We start from the raw sequence: 14,265 nt of genomic DNA on the forward strand, positions 1-14,265 counted from the left end.
TTCAGATGGTGAAGGGCCGCTGCCGGGCGAAGGCGGAGTTCGGCGCACCCGTCTGGACGAGGTGGGGCGTCTGGTCGGGCGGCATCCGCTGGACGACCCCCCGGTGCAGCGCACGGTAGCTGCCCGCGAAGGCACCGCCCCGCCAGACCTTCAGCAGGGTACCGGTGAACAGTCCGTTGACGATTCCGTCGGCCGAGGTCTGGTTGTCCTGGCAGCCGGAGATCCGCAGCACACTGGCGTCGATCCTGGCGAGGTCCTTGGCGGTACGGGTGTTCTGGATCCGGTCGTAGGCGTCGCGGTCGCGCCGGTAGACGGCGGACTGCACCGACTGGGGCATGGCCCGGATCCTGCGGCCGACCTCCTGGGGATCGGCGGTGCTAAAGCGCCGGTCGAGCTCCTGGTGGCTGAGCACCTCGGGCAGCAGCCGGGCCACGGTGCCGCTGTGGCAGCTGTCGGAGAGCAGCCAGATCCGCACCCCCTTGGCGAACTTCCCGAACAGCTCGAAGAGCTCGTCGTCGACCAGCTGCCGGTCGTACAGCACCCAGGTCTCGTCGAGGCGGTCGCCGGTCTCGTCGTGGTTGAGGTCGGGCACCTGGCCGCCGTGGCCCGCGTAGGTGAGGAAGAGGATGTCCCCCTCGGCCAGCCGCCCGGCCGCGGCCTCCAGGGTGGCGGTGACCTTCTCCGCGGTGGCGGCCCGGCTCAGCAGCGGGCCGGTCACATCGAACCCCGCGGCGTCGGCGAGCCCGGCCATGTCCACGGCGTCCTGCTCGCAGGCGCCCAGCTCACCGCTCCAGCCGTCGTACGCCGCGGGGTCGACCTGATTGAGTCCGATATGGACGGAGAGGCCGATGGGCATGGGGGCTCCTTGGGTCGAGGACGTGCGGCGGCGCACCATCGCGGGACGTGCGGCACACCGCCGCGGGACGTGCGGCGGCGCACCATCGCTCGTCACTAAGCGATGATGCGGGGCCGCGCCCCGCCATGCCCTGTTCTCCGGCCCCATCCGGAGGAAGTGCCCCGCACCCAACCGGTGGCGCCCCGGCCGTCAGGCCGGGCGCGGCCGGGCGTCCATGGCCCGCAGCGCCATATCGGCGGCGCGCTCGAAGTAGCCGGGCTCCAGCGGCGCGCCACGGCCCGAGACCCGCCAGTAGACCAGCCCGCCGAGCAGATCGAGCGCCAGCTCGCGGTCGAGGTCCGGCGGCAGCTCGCCGCGCTCGACCGCCCGGTCCAGCACTCCGGCCATCCGGGCGCGCCGCGGCTCGCCGATGTGGCGGGCCAGGGCCTGGCTCAGCTCCTGGTCGCGCCGCGCCTCGGCGATCAGGTCCGGCAGGATCCGGGAGAACCGCGGCTTGGTCAGCCAGTCGGCCACCGCGTGCAGCCCGGCCAGCACGTCGCCGCGCAGGGATCCGGTGTCGGGCGGCTCGACCAGGGCGACGCTCGGCTCGGACACGGCCGCGATGACCATCCGCTGCTTGGAGGGCCACCGCCGGTACAGGGCGCTCTTGCCCACCCCGGCCCGTTTGGCCACCGCCTCCATCGACAACCGGCCGTAGCCCTGCTCGGCGAGCTCGTCGAGGACGGCTTCGCAGATGGCCGCGGTCTTGTCCGCGCGCAGGGTGGCGGCGCCGCTCGGGGGGCGCCGGGTGGGCTCCGGCATGGTCCCGAGGTTAACAGATGGACGGGACGGTACCGTATCGTTCTATGCTGTGCGGACGGGACGGTACCGTCCCGTCCCGATGTTTCCCGTTGCCGGAGGAGAGGTACCCCATGGACGACCGCGTCAAGGTCTTCGAGCGGGCGAAGGAGCTGCTGCTCGGCCACGACATGATGGGATTCGCGGATCTGTGGGCCGTCGACGGCACCATGGAGTTCCCCTTCGCCCCGTCCGGGCGGCCACGCCTGCTGGAGGGACGCGAGGCCGTGCGCGCCTATGTGCGGGACTACACCGACCACATCGATCTGCGCGCCGTAGCGCACGAGGTCGTCCATCTCACCGAGGACCCCGGCGTACTGATCGTGGAGCTCACGATGGACGCCGTGGCCGTCGGGACCGGCCGCCCGTTCCGCCCCGGCTACGTCGCCGTCATCACCGTCCGCGACGGCGAGATCGCCTCGTACCGTGACTACTGGAATCCACTGATGCTCGAGGAGATCGGCTTCGGCGCCGAGGAGGGCCCGACCCATGGCTGAACCCACCGTTCTGGTCCTCGGCGCCACCGGGAACACCGGATCCAAGGTGCTGCGGATGGTGCGCGCGGAGGGCGCGCGTGCGCTGGCCGCCACCCGCCGCCCCGATGCCGCCGCCGCGGCGGGCGCGGCCGACGCCGTACGGTTCGACTGGCACGACCCCGAGAGCCACCCGGCGGCCCTGCGCGGAGTGGACCGGATCTACCTCGTCGCACCCCTGGGGGTGGCCGAGCCGCTGCCCGTGGTCGAGCCGTTCCTGAGGACGGCGGTCGCCCGGGGCGTGCGGCGGGCGGTACTGCTGAGCTCGTCCGCGGTTCCCGAGGCGGACACCGGCCCCGGCGCACTGCACACGCTGGTGCGGCGGACCCTGCCCGAGTGGGCGGTGCTGCGGCCCTCGTGGTTCATGCAGAACTTCACCGGTGACCATCCGGTGGCCCGGGCCGTCCGCGGCGACGGTGAGATCGTCACCGCCACCGGGGACGGCAGGGTGGCCTTCGTGGACGCGACGGACATCGCCGCCGTCGCCACCCGGGCCCTGCTGGACGACCGTCCGCACAACACGGACCACGTCATCACCGGCCCGGAGGCGCTCGGTTACGCGGCGGCGGCGCGCATCGTGACGGAGGTCTCCGGGCGGCCGGTCCGCCATGTCCCGGTGGAGACTGGGGAGTTGGCCGTCAGGCTGAAGGCGGCAGGGCTGCCGCCGGAGTTCGCCGCGCTCCTCGCCGGGCTCGACGAGGACATCCGGCACGGCACGGAGGACCGTACGACGGACACCGTCGAGCGGATCACCGGGCGCGCTCCCCGCTCCTTCCGCGCCTTCGCAGAGGCACACCGCGCCGCGTTCGCGCCGGAGTCTGCCGCCTGAGCCGCCTCGTTGACGTCCGGTGGCACGAGGCTGTGTCGATACGCGGCTCCGCCGCGTGGGCGACCGGCCACGGCGCGGCCGCGGGGGAACGGCCGCGGACCGCGCCCCGCGCCGCTTCCCGCGGAGCGCTCAGCGGAACAGCCCGCCCGGAAGCCCGGGGCGGTCGATCGCCTCCTGGAGGGCGGCGCGCAGGATGTGACTGTCGGTGAGGGGGACGCCGGGCCGGATCAGCCAGCTGTGGCCCTGCCGTACGCAGCCGGGCCTGGGGCAGCGCAGCACCCGGCCCGGGCCCGCCGCGGCCACCGTGCGGCGGCGGGCGTACTCCGTCCCGGCCAGCCAGACCTTCCAGTCGGCGGCGGCTCCGGGCGGCACCAGGAAGGAGAGCACATGGCTGGCGGTGGCCAGCATCACCGGCCCCGCCGCGTCGCGCCGCCGCAGCGCCTGGATCACCGCGGTGCCGATGTCCTCGCACATCCGCACCAGGTCGAAGACCGGGCCCACCGGCAGATCGGCGAGGCCGCCGCCGCTGGCCCACTGGAGCCGCACCCGCCCGGGGTCATCGCTCGCGGCCAGCAGCCATTCGGCCGCGTCGGCCTCCACCGTGACCCGCGCCCGGGGCTCCCCCCGCGCCCCCGCGTTCATGAGGTGGCCACCAGCGGCAGGGTGAACCACACCTTCTTCCCCCGGACTCCGGGATCGGGCGGCTCGGTGCCCCAGTCGGCCGCCAGGTCGTCGACGATGGCCAGCCCCCGCCCGGACTCCTCGGTGGGCTGCGGTGTGCGGGCGACCGGGATCACGGGCGAGCCATCGGCCACCTCCACCCGCAGCTCACGGCCGAAGCGCTCCAGCGAGACGGTGACGGTGACCGTGTCGGCGGGGCCCGCGCTGCCGTGCTCCACGGCGTTGGCGAACAACTCGTTGGTGGCGAGGACGACATGGTCCACGACCGCACCGAGCCGCCAGTCACGCAGATGCCCGGCCACCATCCGGCGCACCGCGGCGGCGCGGTCGGGGAGGGCGGGGAACTCCGCCCGGAAGAGCCGGCGGGTGTCCAGCGGGATCACCGTCCGCCCCCCTCCTGAGCTGGGGACGGGGATCGCCGCGGCGGCCGGGCCGTCGGCCGGAGCCGTGCTCGGCGCGGCGGCCCGCCCGGTAACCGGGTCGGCTCGCGGGCGGTCCAGGGAGCCCGCGACGCCACGGCTCGTGCCCATCGTCTCGTCCTCCTCATTGGCCTCATCGGCCTCATCGGCCGGCGCCGGCCGGTGCGACAGCCCTGGACTGGGTCGGCTCACGGTGTCGGTCCTCACGGTCCTCATCGGTCGATGGGCACTGGTGGCATACGGGCACATGGGGTGATTGATGTCCGGGTGAGCGGGTAAGCGCATTCTGGCGACCGGCGGCGTGGCATCTGAGCTGGTGACAGGTGGTGCGCACGCCCCACCCGACCCGCCTGGACCAGCTGCCACGGACGGAGACGGCCCGGTCGCGGTGAGTGCCGGTTACCGGCATGGTTCCTCCTTCGAAGGCAGCGCAAAGCGCCATCGGTCGCCGTTCATGTAGACAAACGGTTGGACGGGCCGATGGGCGAGAGGGCATGGGGGTTGTCCGGTTGTACGGGCGTAGTGGTTCGGGCTGCACGGTCCGGACGTGGCAAGCGTGAGCGAGGGCCGCGAGGGGCGGCCGGACCCGGGGATACGGTCCGGTGTGGACGGCAAGCGCGTCCTGGTGACCGGGGGCTCCCGGGGGCTGGGGGAACAGATCGTACGGCTCCTGGCGGCCGGCGGGGCGCGATTGGCCACCTGTGCGCGGAACCCGGAGCACCTGCGGTCCCTCACGGCGTCCCTGGGCGCCGAGGGGCATGAGGAGCCGTTCACCCGGGCGCTGGACGTCACCGAACCGGAGCTGCTTGAGCAGTTCGTGGATGCGGCGGCGGAACGTTTCAGCGGACTTGATGGCGTGGTGGCCTGCGCCGGTGGCGCCCGTGGCCGCGGAATCGAGGACGCCGGTCCCCAGGACTGGTCGCTGACCTGGGAGCTGAACGTCGGCCATACGGCCCGGCTGGTGAAGGCCGCGGTGCCGCACCTGCGCCGGGCGGGCGGCGGCTCCGTGGTGGTGATCGCCTCCATCTCCGGCTGGAAGCCGGGGCCACAGGCGCAGTACGGGGCGGCCAAGGCCGCCCAGATCCAGCTCGCGGCCTCACTCGCCCGCGAGCTGGGCCCGGACGGGATCCGGGTGAACGCCGTCTCCCCGGGGTCCATGCTGATCCCCGGGAAGCGGTGGGACCGGATGCGCACCGAAGAGCCCGCGGCCTACGCCCGGTTCACGGCCGAGCTGCCACACGGTGAACTGGTCACCCCGCGGGAGGTCGCCCAGGTCGTGGCGTTTCTGCTCGCGGACGCCTCGAGCGGGGTCTCCGGTGCGCATCTGCCCGTGGACCGGGCCCAGAACGCCCCCACGCCGGGAGGTTATTGACCCCCGGCGCTCCCCCGAGCGGAGGCGGGGCGGGCCCCGCGACTGGATGCCTCAGCGTGTTCTTTAACCTCCGGCGTAGGCCGTGTGACGGAGCCCTCGTCTCCGGCTGAGGACGGATGACCACACCGCGCCGACCCGGCAGGGTGATCCCCTACCGTCACTCTTCGCGCGAAGGATGTGCGTCATGTCCGTGCAATTGCTGAATGACGACGATGTGCGCACTCGTCTCGACGCCCCAACCGCCGTCCGCGCCGTACGGGACGCCCTCATGGCCGCGCATGAAGGACTTCTCCATGCTCCACCACGGGTCCAAGCTGACCTCGGGGACGGCCATCTGGTGTTCACGGCAGGACATCTGCGCGCGGAGAGACTGTTCGGCTTCCGCGCTTACGACACCCTCGTCGGAGCGGAACAACTGGTGGCCCTGTGGGACTGCGATGGCGGTCGGCTCCGGGCTGTAGTCCACGGCGATGAACTGGGTGCCCGGCGAACCGGTGCCATTGGCGCTGTAGCGGTGGACACCGTGGCAAATCCCGGACCGGTACGGCTCGGGCTGGTGGGAGCAGGTACGCATGCCTGGACACAGCTGTGGGCCATCTGTGCCGTGCGGCAGGTGATGGAGGCCACGGTGGTGGCCCGCAGACCAGAACGCGCGGAAGCGTTCGCCCAGCGGGCTGCCGAGGAATTGGGGGTGAGGATTCGGGCGGTGCCCACGGTGGAGGAAGCGGTGCGTGATCACGATGTCGTGGTCGTCGCCACGAACAGCACGGTGCCCGTGCTGGATGCTGACTGGATCGGGCCAGGGACACATGTGACGACACTCGGGCCCAAAACGGTCTCGCGTCATGAAGTGCCCGCTGCCCTGGCATACCGAGCCGACGTGCTTCTCACCGACTCCCTCGCTCAGACGGCCAGCTACAGCGAGCCCCACATCCTTCCCGCCGACCGGATGGTGGACCTGGGCGCCGTCCTTGCCGGAGCTGCGCCAGGCCGGATGAGCCCTGACCAGATCACCATCTTCTGCTCCGTCGGTCTCGCCGGTACGGAGGTCGCTGTCGCTGCCGCGCTATTGGAGGGAGCGCATCAAACGCGGCGCAGCCACGGTGCACCCACGGCTGGCATCGGGGCGGCGTCCAGCCGAACGTCGCCCCGAACCTGAGCACCCGGATGGAGTTCGCAGAACGTACCCAGGCCGGACCATAAAGAACAAGCTCAGGCGGCCACGCCGAGCACGGTCCGGGAGCGCTGCTCGAACTCCCTGACCATGGGCTCCGCGCGGTGCGGCCGCAGCCGGGTGCGGAAGTCGCGGAGCGCCTGGATCGAGCGCTCGCTGTGCACCCCGCTGAGGGTGTCGAGTGCCTCGCCCGCGGTGCCCATGGCCTCGTCCAGCCGGTTCTGCTGGAGATAGGCCGTGGCCAGCACGGATCTGCTGATGGCCTGGCGCCGGCGCCGCTCGGCGTTGGCGCGCACGGATTCGGCGGCGGCGTGCTCGGCGTCCGTGGCGTTCCCCAGGTCGCGGAAGCACAGCGCCGCCTCAGCGGCCAGGTAGTGGTGGTCGAGGAAGCGCACCCAGGGCGACTCCTGCTCGGGGCCCTGGCTGGCCTCCAGCTGGGCGTCGGCCGCGCGCAGCGACTTGGACGCCTCCCGGGGCCGGTCCAGTGCGGCGTAACCACGGGCGGCCATGGCGTGCAGCCGCATCAGCCCGAGCGGGCTTCCGGCGTGCTTGGCGGTGGCGACACCGACCCGGGCCAGCTCGACCCCCGCCTCGGGCTGGCCCAGATTGGTCGCCAGATGGGACAGACCGGCCAGGATCTGACCGCCCAGGACCCGGTCGCCGCCCTCGGCGCACAGCCGCAGCGCCTGGGTCATATAGCGCTGGGCCAGGCCGTATTCGGCGTTGTCATAGCTGCTCCAGCCGGCCATCGCGGCCAGCTTGGCGGCGGCGGTGAACAGCTGGCGCCGCTCCTGCGGTGGCGCGCCGCGCTGCTGGAGCATGGGGACGACCTCGGTCGACAGATAGAGCACGATGCTGGCGCGGACCTGGCCGCCGCCGAAGCGATTGTCCATCTCGTCGAACATGTTGATCGCCGCATGGACCTGTTCGACGCGGCCGCCTCCGGCCGCGGGGGTGAGCCGGGCGGTGTCCTGGTTCTCGACCAGCCAGAGCAGCCATTCGCGCTGCGGGGTCACCAGCGCGCCGGCGACGAAGGGCACCGCACCCAGCAGGCTGCGGCGGGATATGTCGGTGGAGCCGAGTTCGGCGAGCGTGTGCAAGGTTTCGCTTACGTCCTCCCGGTAGGCCAGCGCCCGGGCCACGACCGGGCGCTGTCGGTCGGAGATGAACCCCAGCTCGGCGGGGCCCACGGGCCTGCCGAGCCGGTGGGAGAGCACGGCGGCGATCAGCTCCGGCGTGGTGCCGCGCGGCTGTCCGCCCTGCAGCCAGCGGGTGACGGACGCCTTGTCGTAGTTCGACTCGCGCCCCTGCCTACGGCCCAGTTCATTGACGCGCAGGGCCAATGAGGCGTAGGAACACCCGGATTCCTTGAGAGCGGCGGCCAACGCACCGTTGACCACGGCGCCTTGGCGTCCGCTCACCAGCTGTGCTTGCTGCGTCACCGTGCCCGTCCCCGCTGTGCGCCACGGCGGTCTGCGGGATCCCCGTCGCTCATCCCCCACCGGTCAGTCGGGGGCCTCAACGACACTGTGGACATGGGTGGTTGGGAGCCCTCGCCATAGAGGGTGAGATGGGTCACGTGCTCACTATGAGTGCTGGAGCCGTCACCCCGCAACCTTCGTTCTGATAATTTCAAAGCGCTCCGCTCGGTCTGTCTGTGTCATGCATCGCGTGGCACACTGTGCAGGCATATGACAGCCATTCCTACGGGAGGCGGACGTGAGCGAGGCACGGCCGGCCGGCGCCGCCCCCACCGTCTTGCGGAGAGTCCTGGGCAAGCGTCTGCGGCGTCTGCGTGAGCGAGCGAAGGTGTCGTTCGAGGAAGCCGCGAGAGCCATCGAGGTCACCCCGTTGACCGTGCGCAGGATGGAAAAGGCGGAAGTCGGCCTGAAGATTCCGTATCTGAAGGAGCTGCTGCGGAACTATGGCGTCCGCGGCCCGGAGATGGAGGACTTCCTCGCCCTGGCGCGCGAGGCCAACCAGCCGGGCTGGTGGCACCAGTTCCGCGATGTGCTTCCGGACTGGTTCAGTGTCTACGTCAGCCTCGAAACAGAGGCCACCGTCATCCGCGCGTACGAGCCCCACTACGTACCCGGGCTGCTCCAGACAGAGGACTACGCACGAGCGGTGCTACGCATGGGCTTCCCCAGTGACACCGAGGAGGAGCTGGAGCGCCGGATCGCCCTGCGGGTCAAGCGCCAGGGCCTGCTCACCAAGCCGGACGCGCCGACCATCTGGGCCATCCTCGACGAGACGGTGCTGCACCGCCCGGTCGGCGGCTCGCGGGTGATGCGGGACCAGATCGACCACCTCATCGACACCTTGGACGTCCCCAAGGTCAGGCTGCAGATCATGCGGTTCGCGGCGGGGCCGCACCCCGGGGCCTTCGGCCCCTTCCACTACTTCCGCTTCGGATTCTCCGAACTGCCGGACGTCGTCTACACCGAGAGCCTCACCGGGGCGGTCTATGTGGACAAGCCGGCCGAAGTCGTCGCCTATCTCGAGGTCCTGGACCGGATGGCGGTCCAGGCCGAGCCGATCGGCGACTCCAGCACCATCCTGGCCGAACTGCGTAAGGAGCACTGAGATGGATGACCCCGTCTACACCGGAATGCCGGCCACGGACCTGGGCACGGAGGGCTGGGAGAAGCCCTGGAGCGGGTCCAACGGCGGCACCTGCATCGAGGCCAAGCGACTGCCGGACGGGCGGATCGCGCTGCGCCAGTCCACCGACCCGGCCGGGCCCGCGCTGATCTACACCCGCTCGGAGGTGGCGTCCTTCCTGGAGGCGGCGAAGGCGGGCGAGGCGGACTTCCTCATCTCCTAGCGCGGACCGCCCCCGGCCGGTTCCCCGGAAATCTCCGAAAACCACTACGCCCGCACAACCGCACAACCCCGCACCGCACTCCCGTCCCCGCCGTCCCGCCACGCACACTGAAGAAACGCCGTGACGGGACGGCGGTGTCGTCCCCTCGCAAATGTGCAGAGCCCTCGCAGATGTGCAGAGCCCATGGGACCGACGGGATGCCGTGATGAACCTCGACCAGGCGGTGACAGAGCACCGCACCCTGATCGTCGAGGGCTGCGACGGAGTCGGCAGGGACGCGCTGCTGACCGGTCTCGCCCGCCGCCACGGCTACGCCGTCACCCACGCCTCCCGCGACCTCCCCCATGTCGACCCGGTCCGGCCGTACCGCGAACTCCTCCGGCACGACGGGGCGCTCGCGGTCGACGCCGGGCTGGTCGGCGAGCTCGTCTACGGGCCGCTGCGCCGTGGCCACTCCCGGGTGACGTGGATCCAGGCCTTCGACTTCGCCGAGGCGGTGGCCGAGCGCCACGGCGCCTTCGTCCACATGACCGCCCCGGTGCGCGTACTGGCGGACCGGCTGGCCGCGCGCGGCGCCCCGGCGGCGGCCCTCGCGGAGATCGGCGCCGCGGTCACCGGCTATGACCACGCCTTTTCCACTCTCGCCGAACACGCCCCGGTCCTCACCGTCGAGGAGCGGCCGACCTGCGGCGGCGGCCCGGACCGGGATCCGGGTCACGGTGGGGCGGTGTCGGAGCCCCCGGCGGCCTCGTTCACCCGGCCCTTCCCGCGGATCCGCTCCCCGGTGCCGTTCGCCGAGCAGAGCTGAACTCCCCGGCACCGAACCTAAGTTGGTGCCACGCGAACCGCATCCGCACGGCAGGAGACTGGCGCAATGACAGACGGCTCGTCCACCCCCGACCAGCAGGCCCTGACCAAGATCGACACAACGGTGCCGCACTCGGCCCGGATCTGGAACTACTGGATGGGCGGCAAGGACAACTACGAGGTCGACCGGATCGCCGGCGACGAGTACCGGGAGGTCGCCCCGAACATCGAGACCATGGCCCGCGCCTCGCGCGCGTACCTCATCCGCACCGTCACCCATGTGGCGGGCGAGTGCGGGATCCGGCAGTTCCTGGACATCGGCACCGGGCTGCCCACCTACGACAACACCCACCAGGTCGCCCAGCGGGTGGCGCCCGAGGCCCGCATCGTCTACGTGGACAACGACCCCCTGGTGCTCCGGCACGCCCAGGCGCTGCTCACCAGCACCCGCGAGGGGGTGACCGACTACATCGACGCCGATCTGCACGAGCCCGAGCGGATCCTGGAGGCCGCGTCGAAGACGCTCGACTTCGACCGGCCCATCGCCCTGATGCTGATGGGCATCCTGGGCCACATCCAGGACTACGACGAATCGGTGTCGATCGTGCGGCGGCTCCAGGCCGCCCTGCCGTCCGGCAGCTACTTCGTGCACTACGACAGCACCGACACCGACCAGGCGCTCAAGCAGGCGCAGCAGGGCTACGACGACACCGGCGCCGTGCCGTACGTGCTGCGCAGCGTCGAGCAGATCAGCCGCTTCTACGAGGGCCTGGAGCTGATCGAGCCCGGTATCGTGTCGTGTCCGCTGTGGCGCCCGGCCCCCTCCGAGACGGACATCGAGACCACCGATGTCCACGGGGGCGTGGCGCACAAGCCGTGACGGCGGTGACGACCACACGAGCGGTGACGACCAAACGAATGGTTCGGCCACCGGGGAGGTAACCCCCGCCCCCGTCGCGTCGTCAGACACGGCGCCGGGAAGCGAGGCGGAGGGACGCGCGGGTGTTCGAGGTCGGGGCCTGGAGGGTGCCCTCCGTCAAGCGGCTGCTGCGGGCGTCGGTCGCCGGTGCCCCCGCCGCCGTCGTACGGCAGCGCCGCGGTCCCCACGACGGGGCTCCGCCGGGGCCGCGGCACCTGGCCATCATCATGGACGGCAACGGCCGCTGGGCCGCACTGCGCGGCCTCTCCCGCACCCGCGGCCATCAGGCGGGGGTGCTGGCACTGCCGCGGGTGGTGGACACGGCCCTGGAGGAGGGCATCGAACACCTGTCGCTGTTCTTCTTCTCCACCGAGAACTGGAACCGGCCGCGCGCCGAGGTGGCCGCCCTGATGCGGCTCACCGCCCAGCTGGCGGACGTCTTCCGGGGCTACGGCGAGCGGGGGGTGCGACTGCGCTGGCTGGGCTCGGAGGCCCGGCTCCCCCGGGCCACGCTGGCCGCGCTGCGCCGCGCCGAGGACGACACCCGGGACAACCGCGCCATGACGCTGGCCTTCTGCTTCAACCACGGCGGCCGGGAGGAGATCGCCCGCGCCGCCACCTCGCTGGCCCGCGCCTCGGCGGACGGCGCGCTGGACCCCGGGGCCATCGACGAGGCGCTGTTCACCCGCCATCTGCCGCACGCCGATCTGCCGGACATCGACATGCTGGTGCGCACCTCCGGGGAGCAGCGCATCTCCAACTTCATGCTCTGGCGTGCGGCGTACGCGGAGCTCTTCTTCGTGGACACCCTGTGGCCCGACTTCACCGGTGAGGAGCTGCGCGCGCTGCTGGCCGCCTTCGCCACGCGGAAACGGCGCTTCGGGGCGGGGGTGGGCCCGGTTTGACGGGCCCGGTTCAGCGGATCTGGACGCCGGAGAGGGTGCGGGCGATGACCAGGCGCTGGATCTCGCTGGTGCCCTCGAAGATGGTGTAGATGGCGGCGTCGCGGTGCATCCGCTCGACCGGGTACTCGCGGGTGAAGCCGTTGCCCCCGAGGATCTGCACCGCCTGGGCGGTGACCTGCTTGGCGGTCTCGCTGGCGAACAGCTTGGACATGGAGCCCTCGGCCGACTCGAAGGGCCGGCCGCTCACGGCCATCCACGACGCGCGCCACACCATCAGCCGCGCGGCGTCGATCCGGGTACGCATGTCGGCGAGCTGGAAGGCGATGCCCTGGTTGTCGATGATGGGGCGGCCGAACTGCTGCCGGGTCTTGGCGTAGTCGAGCGCGACCTCGTACGCGGCGCGGGCGGTGCCGACCGCCATCGCGCCGACGGCCGGGCGGGATGCCTCGAAGGTGGCCATGGCGGCGTTCTTCAGCCGCTCCCCGCCCGACTTGGCCCGCTCCCGGGCGCGTGCGAGGCGTTCGTCCAGCTTCTCCTTGCCCCCGAGCAGGCAGTTGCCGGGCACCCGCACCTGGTCGAGGACCACTTCGGCGGTGTGCGAGGCGCGGATGCCGTGCTTCTTGAACTTCTGGCCCTGGGAGAGACCGGGGGTGCCCGGCGGGATGATGAACGAGGCGTGGCCCTTGGAGCCGAGGTCGGAGTCGACGACCGCGACCACCACATGGACATTGGCGATACCGCCGTTGGTGGCCCAGGTCTTGGTGCCGTTCAGCACCCATTCGTCCTTGGCCTCGTCGTAGACGGCCCGGGTGCGCATCGCGCCGACGTCGGAGCCCGCGTCGGGCTCGGAGGAGCAGAAGGCGGCGACCTTCACATCGTCGGCGTCGCCGTACATCTGCGGGATCCAGGTGCCGATCTGCTCCTCGGTGCCGTTGGCGAGGACGCCGACGGCGGCGAGGCCGGTGCCGACGATGGACAGGGCGATGCCCGCGTCGCCCCAGAACAGCTCCTCCACGGTCATGGGGATGCCGAGGCCCGTGGGGTCGAAGTGCTGCTGGGCGTAGAAGTCCAGGGAGTACAGGCCGATCTTGGCGGCCTCCTGGATGATCGGCCAGGGGGTTTCCTCGCGCTCGTCCCATTCGGCGGCGGCCGGGCGCATGACGTCCGCGGCGAAGCCGTGGATCCAGTCGCGCACCGCCTTCTGATCGTCGTCGAGCTCGAACGAGAACTCCGCCATGACCCCTCCACGTGCTTATTACCTGCGGTAACAGCAGTCTGTTACCGCCCAGTAGGCGATGTCAACTCCCCCGGGCAGGCGGGCCACGTGCCCCCTCGGGTGTTACGTTGCGCTTCAGCGCGGGGCGCGATCGCCAGGACGCGCTGGGTGCGACGGCGCGAGTACGACATCGGGGGCGGGGAGGCAACGCATGCGGACCGGGACCAGCCAGCGGGACGACCAGCGGCAGACGGCCCAGCAGAGGCGCAAGGAGCTGCTGGAGGCCGCGGACCGGGTGGTGCTGCGCGACGGACCAGAGGCCTCGATGAACGCCATCGCCGCCGAAGCGGGCATCACCAAGCCCATTCTGTACCGCCACTTCGGTGACAAGGGCGGACTGTACCGCGCGCTCGCCAAGCGCCACACCGACGCCCTGCTCGCCTCGCTGCGCGCGGCCCTGGACGCGCCCGCCGACGACCGCAGGCAGCGGGTGGAGGCCACACTGGACACCTACCTGGCCGCGATCGAGGCCCGGCCCCAGGTGTACCGCTTCCTGATGCACCCGGCCGACCACGGCCAGCAGGAGCCGGAGCAGAGCTTCGACGTGGGCCACCACTCCGCTCCGCTGCTGCGCCGGCTCGGCGAGGAGCTGGCCACGGTGATCGCCGAGCGGGTGGAGCTGGGCCCCGGCGGCGAGGAGGTGGCCCGGGTCTGGGGCCATGGGATCGTCGGCATGATGCACGCGGCCGGTGACTGGTGGCTGCGCGAGCGCCCCTGCGCACGCGGCCAGTTGGTGCACCATCTCACCGATCTGCTGTGGGGGCGGCTGGCGCTGGCCGACGACCGCCTGGGCGCTCCGGGCTTCTGAGCCCCGGGGTCCGCCGGACACC

The 14,265-nt window shown here is 71.7% G+C and carries 16 protein-coding genes; 10 read left to right on the forward strand and 6 right to left on the reverse strand.

Features of this window, described 5'->3' with window-relative positions; translation table 11 throughout:
• Position 1: 1 nt before the first annotated feature.
• Positions 2-856 (reverse strand): caspase family protein, encoded by an 855-nt coding sequence (locus VT50_RS32885; RefSeq protein WP_046088516.1) that lies wholly within the window; start codon positions 854-856, stop codon positions 2-4.
• A gap of 189 nt (positions 857-1,045) precedes the next feature.
• Positions 1,046-1,657 carry a TetR/AcrR family transcriptional regulator gene (locus VT50_RS32890; protein WP_046088517.1) on the reverse strand — a complete coding sequence of 204 codons (612 nt, stop codon included), beginning with the start codon at positions 1,655-1,657 and terminating at the stop codon, positions 1,046-1,048.
• Between the two features lie 110 nt (positions 1,658-1,767).
• On the opposite strand from VT50_RS32890, the gene VT50_RS32895 reads away from it, so the two are divergent.
• Positions 1,768-2,190 (forward strand): nuclear transport factor 2 family protein, encoded by a 423-nt coding sequence (locus VT50_RS32895; RefSeq protein WP_046088518.1) that lies wholly within the window; start codon positions 1,768-1,770, stop codon positions 2,188-2,190.
• Positions 2,183-3,055 (forward strand): NmrA family NAD(P)-binding protein, encoded by an 873-nt coding sequence (locus VT50_RS32900; protein WP_046088519.1) that lies wholly within the window; start codon positions 2,183-2,185, stop codon positions 3,053-3,055. The genes VT50_RS32895 and VT50_RS32900 overlap by 8 nt, the downstream gene beginning before the upstream one ends.
• A gap of 129 nt (positions 3,056-3,184) precedes the next feature.
• Here VT50_RS32900 and VT50_RS32905 read toward each other — a convergent pair whose 3' ends face one another.
• Positions 3,185-3,697 (reverse strand): hypothetical protein, encoded by a 513-nt coding sequence (locus VT50_RS32905; protein WP_046088520.1) that lies wholly within the window; start codon positions 3,695-3,697, stop codon positions 3,185-3,187.
• On the reverse strand, positions 3,694-4,347 hold the full coding sequence (locus tag VT50_RS32910; protein WP_240529399.1) for an ATP-binding protein: 654 nt from the start codon (positions 4,345-4,347) through the stop codon (positions 3,694-3,696). The genes VT50_RS32905 and VT50_RS32910 overlap by 4 nt, the downstream gene beginning before the upstream one ends.
• A 355-nt stretch (positions 4,348-4,702) precedes the next feature.
• Between VT50_RS32910 and VT50_RS32915 the strand changes: the two genes are divergently transcribed.
• Complete coding sequence (locus VT50_RS32915; protein ID WP_420822250.1) at positions 4,703-5,527, forward strand: SDR family NAD(P)-dependent oxidoreductase; 825 nt, start codon at positions 4,703-4,705, stop codon at positions 5,525-5,527.
• Positions 5,528-5,711: 184 nt separating this feature from the next.
• Positions 5,712-6,686 carry an ornithine cyclodeaminase family protein gene (locus VT50_RS32920; RefSeq protein ID WP_078840865.1) on the forward strand — a complete coding sequence of 325 codons (975 nt, stop codon included), beginning with the start codon at positions 5,712-5,714 and terminating at the stop codon, positions 6,684-6,686.
• 53 nt (positions 6,687-6,739) lie between these two features.
• Here VT50_RS32920 and VT50_RS32925 read toward each other — a convergent pair whose 3' ends face one another.
• Entirely contained in the window at positions 6,740-8,143 is a 1,404-nt protein-coding gene (locus tag VT50_RS32925; RefSeq protein WP_046088521.1) for an NsdA family TPR-like regulatory protein, read from the reverse strand.
• Between the two features lie 277 nt (positions 8,144-8,420).
• Between VT50_RS32925 and VT50_RS32930 the strand changes: the two genes are divergently transcribed.
• The 5 genes from VT50_RS32930 to uppS all read left to right on the forward strand — a co-directional run bounded on the left by VT50_RS32930 (position 8,421) and on the right by uppS (position 12,159).
• Entirely contained in the window at positions 8,421-9,287 is an 867-nt protein-coding gene (locus VT50_RS32930) for a helix-turn-helix domain-containing protein (protein WP_046088522.1), read from the forward strand.
• 1 nt (position 9,288) lies between these two features.
• A complete protein-coding gene (locus VT50_RS32935) occupies positions 9,289-9,528 on the forward strand; it encodes a DUF397 domain-containing protein (RefSeq protein WP_046088523.1) in 240 nt (79 codons plus the stop codon).
• Positions 9,529-9,733: 205 nt separating this feature from the next.
• On the forward strand, positions 9,734-10,336 hold the full coding sequence (locus VT50_RS32940) for a hypothetical protein (RefSeq protein WP_046088524.1): 603 nt from the start codon (positions 9,734-9,736) through the stop codon (positions 10,334-10,336).
• A 66-nt stretch (positions 10,337-10,402) separates the two neighbouring features.
• Positions 10,403-11,215 (forward strand): SAM-dependent methyltransferase, encoded by an 813-nt coding sequence (locus VT50_RS32945; protein ID WP_046088525.1) that lies wholly within the window; start codon positions 10,403-10,405, stop codon positions 11,213-11,215.
• Between the two features lie 122 nt (positions 11,216-11,337).
• Positions 11,338-12,159, forward strand: coding sequence for a polyprenyl diphosphate synthase (gene uppS, locus VT50_RS32950; protein ID WP_078840866.1), 822 nt, complete (start codon positions 11,338-11,340; stop codon positions 12,157-12,159).
• Positions 12,160-12,169: 10 nt separating this feature from the next.
• Here the strand turns inward: uppS and VT50_RS32955 are convergent, their stop codons facing one another.
• Positions 12,170-13,396, reverse strand: coding sequence for an acyl-CoA dehydrogenase family protein (locus tag VT50_RS32955; protein WP_046088526.1), 1,227 nt, complete (start codon positions 13,394-13,396; stop codon positions 12,170-12,172).
• A 190-nt stretch (positions 13,397-13,586) separates the two neighbouring features.
• Here VT50_RS32955 and VT50_RS32960 point away from each other — a divergent pair, with 190 nt between their 5' ends.
• Positions 13,587-14,243 (forward strand): TetR/AcrR family transcriptional regulator, encoded by a 657-nt coding sequence (locus VT50_RS32960; protein WP_046088527.1) that lies wholly within the window; start codon positions 13,587-13,589, stop codon positions 14,241-14,243.
• The last annotated feature ends 22 nt before the right edge of the window (positions 14,244-14,265 follow it).

Source organism: Streptomyces antioxidans, from assembly GCF_000968685.2.
GTDB lineage: Bacteria > Actinomycetota > Actinomycetes > Streptomycetales > Streptomycetaceae > Streptomyces > Streptomyces antioxidans.

What these genes read in the sequence shown, in the direction of transcription:
- VT50_RS32890 (WP_046088517.1), bottom strand. Translation starts at nt 1,657, where the DNA reads ATGCCGGAGCCCACCCGGCGCCCCCCGAGCGGCGCCGCCACCCTGCGC.
- VT50_RS32935 (WP_046088523.1), top strand. Translation starts at nt 9,289, where the DNA reads ATGGATGACCCCGTCTACACCGGAATGCCGGCCACGGACCTGGGCACG.
- VT50_RS32885 (WP_046088516.1), bottom strand. Translation starts at nt 856, where the DNA reads ATGCCCATCGGCCTCTCCGTCCATATCGGACTCAATCAGGTCGACCCC.
- VT50_RS32940 (WP_046088524.1), top strand. Translation starts at nt 9,734, where the DNA reads ATGAACCTCGACCAGGCGGTGACAGAGCACCGCACCCTGATCGTCGAG.
- VT50_RS32900 (WP_046088519.1), top strand. Translation starts at nt 2,183, where the DNA reads ATGGCTGAACCCACCGTTCTGGTCCTCGGCGCCACCGGGAACACCGGA.
- VT50_RS32945 (WP_046088525.1), top strand. Translation starts at nt 10,403, where the DNA reads ATGACAGACGGCTCGTCCACCCCCGACCAGCAGGCCCTGACCAAGATC.
- VT50_RS32905 (WP_046088520.1), bottom strand. Translation starts at nt 3,697, where the DNA reads ATGAACGCGGGGGCGCGGGGGGAGCCCCGGGCGCGGGTCACGGTGGAG.
- VT50_RS32895 (WP_046088518.1), top strand. Translation starts at nt 1,768, where the DNA reads ATGGACGACCGCGTCAAGGTCTTCGAGCGGGCGAAGGAGCTGCTGCTC.
- VT50_RS32955 (WP_046088526.1), bottom strand. Translation starts at nt 13,396, where the DNA reads ATGGCGGAGTTCTCGTTCGAGCTCGACGACGATCAGAAGGCGGTGCGC.
- VT50_RS32960 (WP_046088527.1), top strand. Translation starts at nt 13,587, where the DNA reads ATGCGGACCGGGACCAGCCAGCGGGACGACCAGCGGCAGACGGCCCAG.
- VT50_RS32920 (WP_078840865.1), top strand. Translation starts at nt 5,712, where the DNA reads ATGTCCGTGCAATTGCTGAATGACGACGATGTGCGCACTCGTCTCGAC.